At 72.7% G+C, this 13,610-nt stretch carries 13 protein-coding genes; 9 read left to right on the top strand and 4 right to left on the bottom strand.

Going from position 1 to position 13,610, the window contains the following annotated elements; translation table 11 throughout:
* Positions 1 to 32 precede the first annotated feature (32 nt).
* Entirely contained in the window at positions 33 to 1,010 is a 978-nt protein-coding gene (locus ISP_RS12735; protein ID WP_013224274.1) for a neutral zinc metallopeptidase, read from the top strand.
* Here ISP_RS12735 and ISP_RS12740 read toward each other — a convergent pair.
* Positions 1,003 to 1,575, bottom strand: a complete 573-nt coding sequence (locus tag ISP_RS12740) for a TIGR03086 family metal-binding protein (protein WP_034284350.1) — start codon at positions 1,573 to 1,575, stop codon at positions 1,003 to 1,005. The two genes, ISP_RS12735 and ISP_RS12740, sit on opposite strands and share 8 nt — an antisense overlap.
* An 83-nt stretch (positions 1,576 to 1,658) precedes the next feature.
* Between ISP_RS12740 and pdxR the strand changes: the two genes are divergently transcribed.
* From pdxR to ISP_RS12755, 3 genes are all read left to right on the top strand, one after another.
* The gene (pdxR, locus tag ISP_RS12745) at positions 1,659 to 3,071 is read left to right on the top strand and encodes a MocR-like pyridoxine biosynthesis transcription factor PdxR (protein WP_013224276.1); all 1,413 of its coding nucleotides are present in this window, start codon (positions 1,659 to 1,661) and stop codon (positions 3,069 to 3,071) included.
* A complete protein-coding gene (locus ISP_RS12750) occupies positions 3,068 to 3,514 on the top strand; it encodes a hypothetical protein (protein ID WP_013224277.1) in 447 nt (148 codons plus the stop codon). The genes pdxR and ISP_RS12750 overlap by 4 nt, the downstream gene beginning before the upstream one ends.
* 102 nt (positions 3,515 to 3,616) lie before the next feature.
* Positions 3,617 to 4,048 carry a CBS domain-containing protein gene (locus ISP_RS12755; RefSeq protein WP_013224278.1) on the top strand — a complete coding sequence of 144 codons (432 nt, stop codon included), beginning with the start codon at positions 3,617 to 3,619 and terminating at the stop codon, positions 4,046 to 4,048.
* 39 nt (positions 4,049 to 4,087) lie between these two features.
* Here the strand turns inward: ISP_RS12755 and ISP_RS12760 are convergent, their stop codons facing one another.
* Positions 4,088 to 5,638 carry a DUF4139 domain-containing protein gene (locus ISP_RS12760; RefSeq protein ID WP_013224279.1) on the bottom strand — a complete coding sequence of 517 codons (1,551 nt, stop codon included), beginning with the start codon at positions 5,636 to 5,638 and terminating at the stop codon, positions 4,088 to 4,090.
* Positions 5,639 to 5,723: 85 nt separating this feature from the next.
* Between ISP_RS12760 and ISP_RS12765 the strand changes: the two genes are divergently transcribed.
* The 3 genes from ISP_RS12765 to ISP_RS12775 are packed head-to-tail and all read left to right on the top strand — an operon-like array spanning position 5,724 to position 9,649.
* The gene (locus ISP_RS12765) at positions 5,724 to 7,523 is read left to right on the top strand and encodes a Xaa-Pro dipeptidyl-peptidase (protein ID WP_013224280.1); all 1,800 of its coding nucleotides are present in this window, start codon (positions 5,724 to 5,726) and stop codon (positions 7,521 to 7,523) included.
* Positions 7,523 to 8,194 (top strand): YdcF family protein, encoded by a 672-nt coding sequence (locus tag ISP_RS12770; protein WP_013224281.1) that lies wholly within the window; start codon positions 7,523 to 7,525, stop codon positions 8,192 to 8,194. Before ISP_RS12765 ends, ISP_RS12770 begins: the two co-directional genes overlap by 1 nt.
* A gap of 57 nt (positions 8,195 to 8,251) precedes the next feature.
* Entirely contained in the window at positions 8,252 to 9,649 is a 1,398-nt protein-coding gene (locus ISP_RS12775; RefSeq protein ID WP_013224282.1) for an FAD-binding oxidoreductase, read from the top strand.
* 4 nt (positions 9,650 to 9,653) lie between these two features.
* On the opposite strand, the gene ISP_RS12780 is transcribed toward ISP_RS12775, so the two are convergent.
* Both ISP_RS12780 and ISP_RS12785 read right to left on the bottom strand, forming a co-directional pair.
* The gene (locus ISP_RS12780) at positions 9,654 to 10,295 is read right to left on the bottom strand and encodes a response regulator (RefSeq protein WP_013224283.1); all 642 of its coding nucleotides are present in this window, start codon (positions 10,293 to 10,295) and stop codon (positions 9,654 to 9,656) included.
* Positions 10,292 to 11,404 (bottom strand): sensor histidine kinase, encoded by a 1,113-nt coding sequence (locus ISP_RS12785; RefSeq protein WP_230468770.1) that lies wholly within the window; start codon positions 11,402 to 11,404, stop codon positions 10,292 to 10,294. Before ISP_RS12785 ends, ISP_RS12780 begins: the two co-directional genes overlap by 4 nt.
* Before the next feature lie 96 nt (positions 11,405 to 11,500).
* On the opposite strand from ISP_RS12785, the gene ISP_RS12790 reads away from it, so the two are divergent.
* Both ISP_RS12790 and ISP_RS12795 read left to right on the top strand, forming a co-directional pair.
* Positions 11,501 to 12,355, top strand: coding sequence for a M23 family metallopeptidase (locus ISP_RS12790; protein WP_013224285.1), 855 nt, complete (start codon positions 11,501 to 11,503; stop codon positions 12,353 to 12,355).
* A 188-nt stretch (positions 12,356 to 12,543) separates the two neighbouring features.
* Entirely contained in the window at positions 12,544 to 13,596 is a 1,053-nt protein-coding gene (locus tag ISP_RS12795; protein ID WP_013224286.1) for a DUF4192 domain-containing protein, read from the top strand.
* The last annotated feature ends 14 nt before the right edge of the window (positions 13,597 to 13,610 follow it).

Raw genomic sequence — 13,610 nt, forward strand, 5'->3', positions numbered from 1 at the left:
CGTATGCTGGTGCCACACAGCAGGGGGAGACCGTGAACGACGCCGAACCGCCGTGGCCGGGGACGGCCCGGCCACCGGAACCCGCGTGGACGCCGGAGCCGAGCCCGTGGACGCCCGGCTGGGCCGCGGCCCCGCCCGTCCCGATCGCGCCGCCGCGCAACCGCCTGTGGGGTGCGGTCACCGGCGTCCTGATCGTCGTCGTGGCCATGTCCCTGATCGCCGCCACCATCCCGCACCGGGTGGACGGCCGCGCGCTCGCCGCGCAGGGCGCCGATTCCGGCCGGGCCTACGGCGGCACCGGAAAGCCCCCGAAGGCCGTGCCGGAGCTGGCCCGCAACCCGCTGCTCGGCGACGGCATCAGCCCCGGGCCCGCCACCTGCAGCCTGCCCGAACTCGGCCGGGCGGCCGACCAGCTCAAGGCCTACTACGGCGCGCTCGTGAGCTGCCTGGAGCAGTCGTGGCGCCCGGCGCTGGAGAAGGTGAACGAGCCGACGTTGACCGCCACCGTGTCGGTGACGCTGCCGGAGCACAGCTCGTGCGGCGAGGCGCCGACGGAGAACGAAGCCGTCGCCTACTACTGCGGCGGCGACACGACGATCTACGCCCCGACCGACTGGATGCTGTCGGACGCGGGGCTCAACAAGGCCCGGCACATCGCGACGCTGGCCCACGAATACGGCCACCACGTGCAGCGCGAGAGCGGCATCCTCTCCGCGGCGGCGGACAAGATGACCTCGCCGGACGAGAACAGCGCGGCCGACAAGGAGGTCGTGCGCCGGATCGAGCTGCAGGCGAACTGCTTCGGCGCGCTGTTCCTGACGGCCGTCGCCGGCCCGGGCTCGATCAGCCGATCGCTGGCGAACGCCGCGGTCGCCGACTACGGCCGGGCCAACAACAGCGACACCCACGGCTCGCGCGAGCACCAGCTGTCCTGGGCGAAGGCGGGCTACGACGGCAAAGCCACCAAGGCGTGCGACACGTGGAGCGCCCCGGTCGGCGAGGTCAGCTGACGCGCCAGGCGGGATCGCGGCCGAGGAGGGCGAGGAACCGGTCGAGCTCGCTCGCACCCGCGGGAACCTCGACGCTGTGGGCGAAGGAGCCGTTCTTCTCGCGGCCTTCGTCCGGGATCCGCTCGGCCAGCTTCGAGGCGATGTACACGGCTTCGGCGTCCGGCTCGTAGGGCAGGTCCAGCGTGCGGGCCAGGTCCCAGCCGTGCGCGAGCGTGTCGACCAGGTGCATGTGCGCGGCGATCGAGCCGGGGAACGTGCCGAAGTGGTTGATGGTGAGCTGCCGCTCCAGCACGGCGTCATCGGTGAACGCGTCGAGGAAGTCGTCGACGGACGCCCGGTACGCGGCGTAGGCGTCGTCGCCGAGGACACCGGCGTCCCAGTCCGGCGCCGAGCCTTCGCGAGCGGCCGTCGCGAAGGCGTGGTTCTCGCTGACCTGGTGGCGGAGCAGGTCGGCGAGGGTCCAGCCGGCGCACGGGGTGGGGCGGGCGAGGTCGGCGGATGTCACGCCGGCGACGAGCTTGTCGAGGATGAGCAGGGTGCGGCGGTCGAGTTCGCGGAGATCCATGCCGGTCACGCTAGGCGCGGAAGCGGACCACGAACAGTGCCAAATCCCTCGCAACCTTCGTGGGCCAATCTAGACTGACGCGGGTGGAGATCCACATCGACCTGACCGGGACGCGCGGCCACCGCGACGCGATCTACCGGCAGCTGCGCGCGGCGATCCTGGCCGGCCGGATCCGGCCCGGCGAGGCGCTCCCGCCGACCCGCGAGCTCGCGCAGCGGCTGGCGGTCTCCCGGACGACGGTCAGCGCGGCCTACGACCGGCTCACCGCCGAGGGGTTCCTCGCCGCCCGCGTCGGCTCGGGCACGTTCGTCACGGCTTCGCCGGTTTCCGCCGAGCCCGTGCCGGACGTTCCGGGCGTGCGGCCGCTGCCGGAGTGGGACGCCGTCCCGCCGCCGCCCGCCCCCTTCGCCCCGGCGCCGGAATTCGACTTCCGACCCGGCGTCCCCGACCTCTCGCTGTTCCCGTTCGACACCTGGCGGCGGCTGATCACGCAGCGGCTGCGGGCCGGCCAGGCCGATCTGATGACCTACGGCGACCCGCAGGGCCACGCCGCGCTGCGCGCCGAAATCGCCCGGCACGCCGGCGTTTCCCGGGACGTCCGTGCCGGTGCGGCGCAGGTCGTCGTCACCGCGGGCGCCCAGCAGACGACCGACCTCGTCGCGCGGGTGCTGCTGCGGACCGGTGACCTCGCCGCCGTCGAGGACCCGGGGTACCCGCCGCCGCGGCTGGTGCTCGGCGCGCGCGGGGTGCGGGTCGCGCCGGTGCCGGTGGACGCGTCCGGGATCGTCGTCGACGCCATCCCGGCGGGGACGCGGCTGGTGTACGTGACGCCGTCGCACCAGTACCCGCTCGGCCTGTCGATGTCGCTGGACCGCCGCTTGGAGCTGCTCGACTGGGCCGAGCGGAACGACGCGGTGCTCGTCGAGGACGACTACGACACCGAGTTCCGCTACACCGGACGGCCGCTGGAACCGTTGCACAGCCTGGATTCCCGTGGCCGAGTCGTGTACGTCGGCTCGTTCTCGAAGGTGCTCTCGCCGGCGCTGCGGCTGGGCTTCCTCATCGCGCCGCCGTCGCTGGTGCCCGCCTTGGTCAAGGCCCGCTACCTCACCGACTGGCACGCGCCGAACGTCGAGCAGGCGGCGCTGGCGGCGTTCATGGCCGAAGGCGGGTTCGCCCGGCACGTCCGGCGGATGCGGAAGGTCTACCGCGGCCGGCACGAGCTCCTCTCCGCGGTGCTCGCCCGGGACTTCGCGGACTTCTTGACGCCGTTGCCGTCGACGGCGGGCCTGCACCTCAGCGCGGTCGCGCCGGCGGACTGCGGCCGGCTGGTCCGCGCCGCTCGCCGTCGTGGCGTGCGGCTGTACTCGCTGGGGGACTTCGGCGTGGGGGAGCGGCGGCACGGCCTGGTGTTCGGTTACGGTGCGGTCGCGGCCGAGCGGATCGAGCCAGGGCTCGCCCGGCTGCGGGCGCTGGCGGACGAAGGAGTGGCATGACCGACGACGTGATGGTGGCGATCGACGCCGGTCTGCGGCAGCACATCGGCGGCGACCGCGCCGGCGCGTACGCGACCTTCGTGAAGCTGTGGGAATCGATCGGCGACGACGGCGACCCGCTGCACCGCGTCGCGCTGGCCCACCACCTGGCCGACGTCTGCGACGACCCGGCCGAGGAACTCGAGTGGGACCTGCGGGCCCTGGCGGCGGCGGATTCGCTGACCGATTCGCGGGCCCGCGAATACCACTCCTCCCTGGCGGTGCGTGGGTTCTACCCGTCACTGCACCTCAACCTGGGCGAGGACTACCGCAAGCTCGGCGACCTGCCCGCGGCGCGCGAACAGCTGGCGCTGGCCCGCGCGCGCCTGGACGCCCTCGGCGACGACGACTACGCGACCGGGATCCGGCTGGCCCTCGACGGCCTGGCCGAACGCCTCGGCTGAATCGGTTCGAATACCACGAAGACGCCCCGTTTGCCGGACTTTCGCGGGGCGCCGCAGGGCCCTAACCTGTGGTGATCCAGCTCACCGACGGGAAGGATCGCCATGCGGATTGCGGATCTGCTGCGCAAGAAGGGGTCGGCGGTCGCAACGGTCACTCCGGAGACCACGGTGACCGCGCTGCTGGCCGGACTGGCCGACCACAACGTCGGCGCGATGGTGGTCGTCGCCCCGGACGGGTCGATCGCGGGAATCGTCTCGGAACGCGACGTCGTCCGGCGGCTGAACGAACACGGCCCGGCGCTGCTCGACGGCCCGGTGTCGGAGATCATGACGAAACTGGTGGCGAGCTGCTCCCCGGACGACTCGGTGGACCAGCTGTCGGTCCTGATGACCGAACGCCGCATCCGGCACGTGCCGGTACTGGCCGACGGCCGGCTGGCCGGGATCGTGTCCATCGGGGACGTCGTGAAGAACCGGATGGAACAGCTGGAGCAGAGCCAGGAACAGCTGCAGGCCTACATCGCGCAGGGTTAGGAGCGGCCGGCTCGCCCGGAAGCGGGCGAGCCGGCGTCGTCACTCCCGCCAGCCCGACAGCTCCACGCCCTTCGCCACGTCCACACGGTACGAGAGCTTCACTTCGCCCGTCGCACCCGGCGCCAGCGTCAGCTTCCACGTGAACTCGCCCAGCTCCGATGTCTCCACCGGGGCCGGCGACGTCTTCACGTCCTTCACCGTGATCGTGTCGTCCCGCGAGACCGGCGCCTGATCGAGCACCGTCACCACGGCTTCTCGCGGCCCGTGGTTCACGACCGAAATGCGGTACTCCGCCTCCCGCCGTTTCTGCCCGGACAGCGCCGCCTTCGAAGCCGTGCGCCGGACCAGTTCCCGCTCCACCCGGATCCGGTCGTCGACGCCCAGCGCCAGCTCCAGTTCCTCGCCGGGCGCCCAGGGCTCCAGCACCGTCGTCCCGACGAACTCCGCGTCGTGGAACACCGAAGCGCGTCCCGGCCGCAGGGCGTGCTCCGAGGTGTTCTCCACCGTGGCGCGCAAATACGCCTCCTCCGCGAGCACCGGTGCCGTCACGTAGCCCAGCTCGGCCGTAAGCGAAAGCTGCGCCAACGTCGTCCGGTGTCCCTGCGCGCCGGACGGCACGGCCACCGGCCGCGAAACCCGGTAGGTGACCGCCGTCGCTCCCTGTTCGACCGACGCCAGTTGCGGCGCCATCGACGGCGCGAACCGCTTCCGCGCGGCTTCCGGGGCCCCGCCGCCCGAGCCGCCGTACGCCGCCGCGGCCACGAACCCACCCGGCTGCGGGAGGACCCGGTCCAGGTACCACGGCGAAAGTTCCGGCACCACCACCGCCCCCGCGGGCCGGGCCGTCGACAGCGCCAGCTCGCACTCCGGCCAGTCCTCGCCCGTCTGCTGGCTGACCAGCCCGTACGACATGACGGTGACGTCGGTGCCGCGCACCCGGATGTCGTAGCCCGGCTCCCAGGTCGCGTTGGCGACCACATAGGACAGTTCCAGCTCGGCTTCCGCGCCCGGGTCCGAGATCTCCAGCTCGACGATCACCGAGGTGCTGTCCCGGCCGGGCCGGTTGTCGTGCGCTTCGATCCGCCGGTCGAGCGCGGCGAGGTCCTCGCGCAGCCGCGCGATCCGCTCGCTCAGCGCCCGGCGCGCCTTCAACGCCGAGGCCAGCCGCGAACTCAGCGCGTCCGTCACCTCCGCGACGCGTGAAGGTTCGGCCGTGCCGTTGGCCAGTGCCTTCGCGAAGCTGCTGCCGCTGCGCTTCGCCAGCGACGTCAGCAGATCCACCTTCATCGTTTCGGCCGCTTCGTCGTCCAGGACGCCGTCGAGCGTGGCCTGATCGGCCCGCCGCTGCTCGACGAGCGCCTGCAGCGCCGGGTCGGCCGGGTCGGCGTGCCACTCGGTGCGGACGTCGACGCCGGTGATCAGCGCGGGCCCGGCACCGGTGACGCGGACCGAGCCCGGGTCGAGAGCCACGGGCAGCCCGGCGAATTCGAGGCGCGGCCCGCCGTCGAGCGGAGCCTTGCCCCGGCGGGTGATCCGCGCCCGCTCGGGGTAGACGGTCACGGCGGTGATCGGCGCTTCCAGGGTCGGCATGCCTCCGACGTTAGTCTCTTGACACCCCCGCGGGCGGACCGGAAGTGTCTTCAGTCGTCCGCTTCGCCCGGCTTGGGGGTCTTGAGTGAAAGCCGCCGTCCTGCTCGCCGCCGTGCTTGCCCTTCCGCTGACCTCGGTCGCCGCGGAAGCCGCCGCCCCGCCGTCGCCGGTGTTCACCGGCGGCCAGGCGCAGCCGGTGTTCGACCCGGCCGACGTCGTCCGCGAGGACGTCTGGGTCACCGCGCCCGTCGACAGCGACCACGACGGCACCGACGACCTCGTGCACGCCCAGGTCGTGCGCCCGCGCGCGACCCAGCAGGGCCTGAAGGTGCCCGTCGTCTACCAGGCCAGCCCGTACTACGCCGGCGGCAACGACGTCGCCAACCACGACGTCGACGTCGAGCTCTACGCGCCCGGGTACGCCCGCGGTCCGGAAGGCCCGCGCGTCGCCGCGCACGGCGTCGGGCCTGCCGCCCCGATCACCTGGCGCTACCAGGACTACTTCACCGCGCGCGGGTTCGCCGTCGTCTACGGCGAGTCGCTCGGCACCGGCCTCTCGACCGGCTGCCCGACCACCGGTGACGTCAACGAGACGATCGGCGCCCGCTCGGTCGTCGACTGGCTCAACGGCCGGACGCCGGCACGCGACGCGACCGGCGCCGCGGCGAAGGCGGACTGGAGCACCGGCAAGACGGGCATGATGGGCGTGTCCTACAACGGAACCCTGCCCAACGCCGTCGCCGGCACCGGTGTCGCCGGCCTGGAAACGATCGTGCCGATCGCGGCCATCTCCAGCTGGTACGAGTACTACCGCCACGACGGCGCGGTCGTCGCGGCCGGCGGGTTCCAGGGCGAGGACGCCGACGTGCTCGCCGAGTACGTCTACACCCGCGCCGACCGGCAGATCTGCCGCCCGGTGATCGACGGGCTGACCCGCGACCAGGACCGGGTCACCGGCGACTACACGCCGTTCTGGGACGTCCGCAACTACCGCAACGACGTCGGCAAGGTGCACGCGTCGGTGCTCGCGGTGCACGGCCTCAACGACTGGAACGTCAAGTCCGAGCAGGTCGCGACCTGGTACGAGGCGCTGAAGGCCCGCGGCGTCGAGCACAAGATCTGGCTGCACCAGTCCGGGCACGCCGACCCGTACTCGCTGCGCCGCGACGTCTGGCTCGCGACGCTGAACAAGTGGATGTCGCACTACCTCTACGGCATCGACAACGGCATCCAGAACGAGCCGAAGGCGACGATCCAGCGCGAGGACCTGTCGTGGACCGACGAGGCCGACTGGCCGGCGCCGGGCACCGCCGACGTCCGCGTGTACCCGTGGCCGGGCGGCCGCGCGAAGGGCGCGATCGACACGCGCAACCCGGTGCCGGGCACGGCGGCCTCCGAAACCCTCGCCGACGACTCGTCGAAGACGATCGAGCAGCTGGCCGGGCTGGCGTCGTCCGGCAACCGCCTGCTGTACGCGACTTCGGCGGCGAAGCAGGCCGTACGCCTCTCCGGCACCGCTCGCGCCGACCTGGCGCTGGCGTTCGACCGGCCCGCGGCGAACGTCTCGGCGATCCTGCTCGACCGCGCCCCCGACGGCACGTCCCACATCATCAGCCGCGGCTGGACCGACCCGCAGAACCGCACGTCGCCCGCTGGCACCGAGCCGATCACGCCCGGGCAGACCTACCGGATCGGCGTCGACCTGATGCCGAAGGACTACGTCCTCGCGGCGGGCCACCGGCTCGAGTTCCTGCTCGCCTCCAGCGACCACGACTACACGCTGCGGCCGAAGCCGGGCGCCGGACTGGCGCTCGACCTCACGAAGTCGTCGGTCACGCTCCCGGTCACGGGCGGCAAGCCGGCGCTGCGGGCCGCGTTCGGCTGATGCTGCCGGAGCGCCTCCGGGCCGACGTCCGCACGCTGTGGGACTACCACGACCTGCGCCACGGGCCGCGGCGGTCGGACGTCGGGATCGGGCTCGGCAGCCGCGATCCCGGTGTGGCCGTCCACACCGCGGAGCTGTTCCACGCCGGGTGTTTCCCGCTGATCGTCTTCACCGGCGCGAACGCCCCGACGACGCTGGAGCGCTTCCCGCGCGGCGAAGCGGTCCACTACCGCGAGATCGCCCTGGACCTCGGGGTGCCGGACGAGGCGATCCTGGTCGAACCCGAGGCCCGGCACACGGGGGAGAACATCGCGTTCACCCGGCGGCTGCTCGCCGAGCGGGGGATCGCGGTCCGGACCGTGACGCTCGTTTCGCGGCCCTACCAGCAGCGCCGGGCGTACGCGACAGCCAAGCGGCTATGGCCCGAAGGCGACCTGGTCTGCGCGGCGAAGGGCGGCTCGCTGGAGGACCACCTGGCCGGCAGCGAGGAGGCCGAGCGCGTGATCGGCATGCTCGTCGGCGAGACCCAGCGGATCACCGAGTACGCCGAGCGGGGCTTCGCGATCCCGCAGCGCATCCCGCCCGGCGTCGAGCGGGCGTTCGGCAGGCTGGTCCAAGCCGGATTCACGCAGCGGCTGGTCACTGTCCGCGATGGCGATCACTCAATGTAACGATCGTCGCAGGTCAGGCGACTTACCGGCGTTCCGTCCGCTGCGAGAGGACCCGCCATGACCTCGACCGCCGAACCCACCTTGGAGAGCCTGCGCACCCAGCTGTCCGGAGCCGTGCTGACCGACGGCGACCCCGGCTACGACGTCGCGCGGTCGGTCTGGAACGGGGAGATCGACCGCCGCCCCGCGGTGGTGGTGCGGCCCGCCGGGCCCGCGGACGTGGCGGCAGCACTCGCGTACGCGCGCGAAGCCGGTCTCGACGTCTCGGTGCGCGGCGGTGGGCACAACTACGGCGGCGCCGCGGTCGTCGACGGCGGTCTCTGCCTCGACCTGAGCTCCCTCGGCGCGATCGACGTCGACCCGGACGGCCGGACCGTCCGCTGCGGCGGCGGGACGACCTGGGCGCAGCTCGACGCGGCCACGCAGGAACACGCGCTCGCGGTACCCGGCGGCACGATCAGCCACACCGGCGTCGGCGGGCTCACCCTCGGCGGCGGCTTCGGCTGGCTCACCGGCAAGTACGGGCTGTCGTGCGACAACCTGGTCTCGGTCGAGCTCGTCACCGCCGACGGCGAGATCCTGCGCGTGTCCGCCGGGCAGCACTCCGACCTGTTCTGGGCGCTGCGCGGGGGCGGCGGCAACTTCGGCGTCGTCACCGAGTTCGAGTTCCGGCTGCACCCGGTCGGCCCGATCGTCCACCTGGGACTGTTCTTCTACGGTCTCGACGACGGCGTGGCCGCGTTGCGCCACGCCCGCGAGCTGCTCCGGACGCTGCCGGGCGAACTCGGAGTGCTCGTCGCCGGGCTGAACGCGCCGCCCGCGCCCTTCGTCCCGGAGCCCTTCCGGTTCCGGCCGGGCTACGCCGTGCTGATCGCCGGTTTCGACGGTGAGGAGCAGCACGCCGAGGCGGCCCGGGCGGCCCGGTCCGGGCCGGCGCCGCTGTTCGAATTCGTCTCGCCGATCCCGTACGTCGAGCTGCAGCGGATGCTCGACGACGCCGCGCCGTGGGGCATCCTCGCCTACGAGAAGGCCGCCTACGCCGACGGCTTCACCGACGAGGTCATCGAGGTGATCGCGGATTTCCTGCCGCGCAAGACGTCCCCGATGTCGATCATGCCGATCTTCTCGATGCGGGGCGCCTTCACGGAGGTGGCCGACGACGCGACGGCGTTCGGCGGACCGCGGCGCGAGAGCATCCTGATCAACATCGACTCGCTCGCGGCCGAACCGGAGCCCTACGCCGCGGACCGCGCGTGGGTACGCGAGTTCTGGGCAGCGCTGGTGCCGGTCTCGTCCAACTCGGCGGGTTACGTCAACTTCATGGCCGAGTACGAAGCCGACCGCGTCCGGACGTCGTACGGGCCGGAAAAGTACGAGCGGCTGGCCCGGATCAAGGCGGCCTACGACCCGCGGAACGTGTTCCACCACAACGCGAACATCCCGCCCGCGCGGTGAGGGATCAGCCGGCGATGCCCGCCCGGTAGGCGAACGCGACCGCCTGGGCCCGGTCGCGCAGCCCGGCCTTGGCGAACAGGTGGTTCACGTGGGTCTTCACGGTCGCCTCGCTGACCACCAGGGTGCGGGCGATTTCGGTGTTGGACAGGCCCGCCGCGATCAGCCGCAGCACTTCGAGCTCGCGGGCGGTCAGGCCTTCGACCTCCTTGACGCGCGGCGGGGCGCTGCGGGCGGCGGCTTCGACGAGCCGCCGCTGCAGCTCCCCGTCCACTGTGGACTGGCCGGCGGCGGCCGAGCGCAGTGCCCGCGCGATGGACTCGGCGTCGGCGTCCTTGGTGAGGAACCCGCGGGCGCCGGCGCGCAGCGCGGCCAGCAGCGACTCGTCGTCGGCGTAGGTGGTCAGCACGACGACCTCGGTACCGGGGTGTCCGGCGCGGATCCGCTTGGTGGCCTCCACGCCGTCGCAGCGCGGCATCCGCAGGTCCACCAGCACGACGTCGGGGTGGTGCTCGGCGACGAGCGCGAGCGCGGCCAGGCCGTCGGCGGCGGCGCCGACCACCTCGACCCCGGGCAGCAGCCCGAGCAGCGTGACCAGGCCTTCCCGGACCACGGCCTGGTCGTCGGCCAGCACGACGCGCAGCGTCACGCCGGCACCGTCAGGTGAATCCGCCATCCGTCCTCCCCCGGCCCGCTCTCCAGCCGCCCGTCGAGCAGCGCGACCCGTTCGCCCATCCCGCGCAAACCGTAGCCTGCGGCGGGCGCGTCCGGCGGGCGCCTGCCCTGCCGGTCGGCCACGGTCAGCTCCACCGACCCGGCGGCGTAGTTCAGCGTGACTGCCACATCGGCCTGCCCCGCGTGCTTGCGGGTGTTGGCCAGCGCCTCCTGCACCGCGCGGACCAGCGCGGTGCCGACCGCCGGGCCCAGTTCGCGCGGTTCGCCCTCGACCTGCAGATCCGCGCGCGCCCCGCTGTCCAGCCGGTACGCGGCGAGGAGGTCCGCGATCGCGCGTTCGACGCCGACGGCGTCCTCGCGCAGCGCGGCCACGGCCTTCCGGGCTTCGGCGAGGCCTTCCGACGCCAGCGTCTGCGCCCGTTCGATCTGGGCGACGGCGTCCGGGCTCGCTCCGTCGCGCACCAGCATCAGCCGCGCGCCCTGCAGGTTCAGCGCCAGCCCGGCCAGCGAATGCGCCAGGACGTCGTGCAGTTCGCGGGCGATGCGGGCGCGTTCGGCGAGCGCGGCCGCGCGGGCGTGCTCCTCGTTGGCCGTCTGCGCGCGGGCCAGCGCCAGTTCGGTCTGCTCGATGCGCGCGAGGCGGGCCCGCCGGTTGAGACCCATCAGCACGATCACGGCGAGGACCGCGTACGTCGACAGAGCGCCTTTCCACACGTCGTAGCGGGCCGCCCCGGCCGTGATCGCCGCGAAGTCGAGCCCGACCGCCAGCACGATCGGCACCGTCGATTGCCTCAGCACGACGAAGAACGTGGTGCTGGACATCGCCACCGACGCCCAGCTGCTCGGCAGGAGCACCCAGAGCGCGCCCGTAGTCGCGATCACGGCCAGCGGCAGCGCCGTCGTCAGCGGCCGGACGCGAGCGTCGTGGATCCACAGGAGCGGGATCGACAGCGCGAGGGTCACCCCGATCAGGAGCCAGGCTCGCAGGTCCGCGTGGGGCATGGCGGCGACCATCGGCACCGCGACGAGCGCCCAGCGCAACCAGCCTTGAGCCCGGGGGAACACGGCTGGTCGGGTCGTCATGTCGGCAGTCCTCCGCGGGTGCTTGTACGGAAAATGTACCGACGGGGACTTCCCTTCGTGGTGTCAAGTTGTCCCGTTTGCCAGGAGGTTCCCCCCATGTCCAGGTTGCGACGGCTCGCCGTGCTCGCCGCCGCCGTGGCGCTGCCCGCGCTCGGCCTCACCCTCGCCGGCCAGGCGACCGCCTCGGCCGCGCCGAACTTCCAGGTGCCGTTCAAGTGCGGGGTCACCGTGGACGCGGCCACCTACAGCGGCCACAGCCCGGAGTACTCGGTCGACTTCCAGAAGTCCGGCATCACCGGGATGCCCGTGCTGGCTTCGGCTTCCGGCACCGTGACGCGGGTGGAGAACGAGGGCAGCGCGAGCTACGGCCGGTGGATCGAACTGGACCACGGCGGCGGTTGGCGCAGCCGGTACGCGCACCTGTCGACCCAGTCGGTTTCGGTGGGGCAGTCGGTCACCGGCGGCAAGCAGCTCGGCACCGCGGGCGCGACCGGCAACGTCACCGGCCCGCACCTGCACTTCGAAGAGCGGCTCAACGGCGTCGTGCAGAAGGCGAAGCTGAACGGCGCTGCCGTGCCGTACTACGCGCACACCGACTTCACGAGCAAGAACGGCTGCGGCGGCAACCCGTACTCCGCCGAAGAGGTGTGCGGCGACGGCTTCTCCGTCGTCGACCAGCAGGCGCTGGCCGGCTCCTCGGGCACGGCTTACCTGCTGTACAACGCTTCCACCAGGGCGAACTGCGTGACCACGCTGAAGGCCACGTCGCTCGGCACGGCCAGCGCGGTGGCGGCGTTCCTCGAGGTCCAGGGCGGAGCCCGGACGACCGATTCCGGCAGCTTCACCTACTACGCCGGGCCGGTCAAGAAGACCGCCGACTCGACGTGCGTGAAGTGGGGCGGCTCGGTGGGCGGCAACACCTACGAGAGCGGGTTCGAGCACTGCGACTGAGCGGTGACGCCCGGACCCCCGCAAGCTGATGGGGGGGCGGCCGGTGGGGCCGGGCAGCATAGCCCGCCCCACCGACAGGAACGCCCCGCCCGGCCACCGCCGGGCGCTTTCCGTCCACATCGGCCCCGCCCATCCACAGATTTCCCGCCACCGCCCCATCCGGCCCCGGCCTGCCCCACAGTGGAGGCATGACCACAGCCACCCCGCCCGACCTCCGAGACCCCGCACAGCTGCTGACCGCACTGCCGTACCTGATCGGATTCCGGCCCGCGAAGTCCGTCGTCCTGCTCGGCCACCGCGACCCGGGCGACTGCCCAGGCCTGATCCTGCGCGGCGACCTGCCCCGCCGCGTACACCGCATCCGCCAGGCGCAGGCGCTGGCGCAGCGGTTCGCCGCGGGTAGCCACGTCGGCGTGACCCTGGTGATCGTCGGCGGACGGCGGAGACCCGGAAAGCCGCCACCGCACGCGGGTTTCGTCGAGGACTTGGTGCGGGCGCTGGAGGATGCCGGCCTTCCGGTGCTGCACGCCTTGTGGACGCCCGCCATCAGGGCGGGTGCACCTTGGGCGTGTTACCGCATCGAGGAATGCGCCGGTGTGTTGCCGGACCCCCGTTCGACGGTCGTGGCGGCGGCCGCGACCGAGTGCGGGACGGTGGCGTTCGACAGCCGCGAGGAACTCGAGGCGCTGCTGGCCCCGCGATCGCCGGAGGCGCTGGCCCGCCGCGCGGATCAGTTGTCCCGCTTGACCTCCCCGCCCTGGCCCGAGGCAACCCGCGTCAACGGCGCGGCATCGGTGGTCCGCGCGGCCTTCGAACGCCGGCGCCGCGGCGACGGGCCACCGACGGACGAGGAGGCCGTGTTGCTGGCGAACGCGTTGAAGCTGCCGGAGATTCGCGACTTGTGCCTGGCAATGGCGGTGCCCCCGGCCACCGCGGGAGCACGCGAAGCGGAGCACCTATGGCTGACGTTGGTCCGGGAGATCCCGCCCCCGGAGAGAGCGGAACCGGCGACCCTGCTGGGCTTCACGGCATACCTGCGCGGCGACGGAGCGTTCGCGGGAATGGCCCTGGACAACGCCCTGGAGGCGGCACCGGACCACGTGCTGGCGTCGTTGCTGAAGAGGGTCCTGGACACCGGAACACCCCCGGAGGTAATCCGCGGCTTGGCAGCGGCGGCAGCAGGCCCCCTGGTCGGCTTCGGCCTGGACCCCGCGGACAACGACGTAGGCAAAGCGGCATGAGCCCCGGCGGCCGA

Origin of the sequence: Amycolatopsis mediterranei, from assembly GCF_026017845.1 — a bacterium.
Taxonomy (GTDB): Bacteria; Actinomycetota; Actinomycetes; order Mycobacteriales; family Pseudonocardiaceae; genus Amycolatopsis; species Amycolatopsis mediterranei.

What these genes read in the sequence shown, in the direction of transcription:
- ISP_RS12740 (WP_034284350.1), bottom strand. Translation starts at nt 1,575, where the DNA reads ATGGATCTCCGCGAACTCGACCGCCGCACCCTGCTCATCCTCGACAAG.
- ISP_RS12750 (WP_013224277.1), top strand. Translation starts at nt 3,068, where the DNA reads ATGACCGACGACGTGATGGTGGCGATCGACGCCGGTCTGCGGCAGCAC.
- ISP_RS12755 (WP_013224278.1), top strand. Translation starts at nt 3,617, where the DNA reads ATGCGGATTGCGGATCTGCTGCGCAAGAAGGGGTCGGCGGTCGCAACG.
- ISP_RS12760 (WP_013224279.1), bottom strand. Translation starts at nt 5,638, where the DNA reads ATGCCGACCCTGGAAGCGCCGATCACCGCCGTGACCGTCTACCCCGAG.
- ISP_RS12770 (WP_013224281.1), top strand. Translation starts at nt 7,523, where the DNA reads ATGCTGCCGGAGCGCCTCCGGGCCGACGTCCGCACGCTGTGGGACTAC.
- ISP_RS12775 (WP_013224282.1), top strand. Translation starts at nt 8,252, where the DNA reads ATGACCTCGACCGCCGAACCCACCTTGGAGAGCCTGCGCACCCAGCTG.
- ISP_RS12785 (WP_230468770.1), bottom strand. Translation starts at nt 11,404, where the DNA reads ATGACGACCCGACCAGCCGTGTTCCCCCGGGCTCAAGGCTGGTTGCGC.
- ISP_RS12790 (WP_013224285.1), top strand. Translation starts at nt 11,501, where the DNA reads ATGTCCAGGTTGCGACGGCTCGCCGTGCTCGCCGCCGCCGTGGCGCTG.
- ISP_RS12795 (WP_013224286.1), top strand. Translation starts at nt 12,544, where the DNA reads ATGACCACAGCCACCCCGCCCGACCTCCGAGACCCCGCACAGCTGCTG.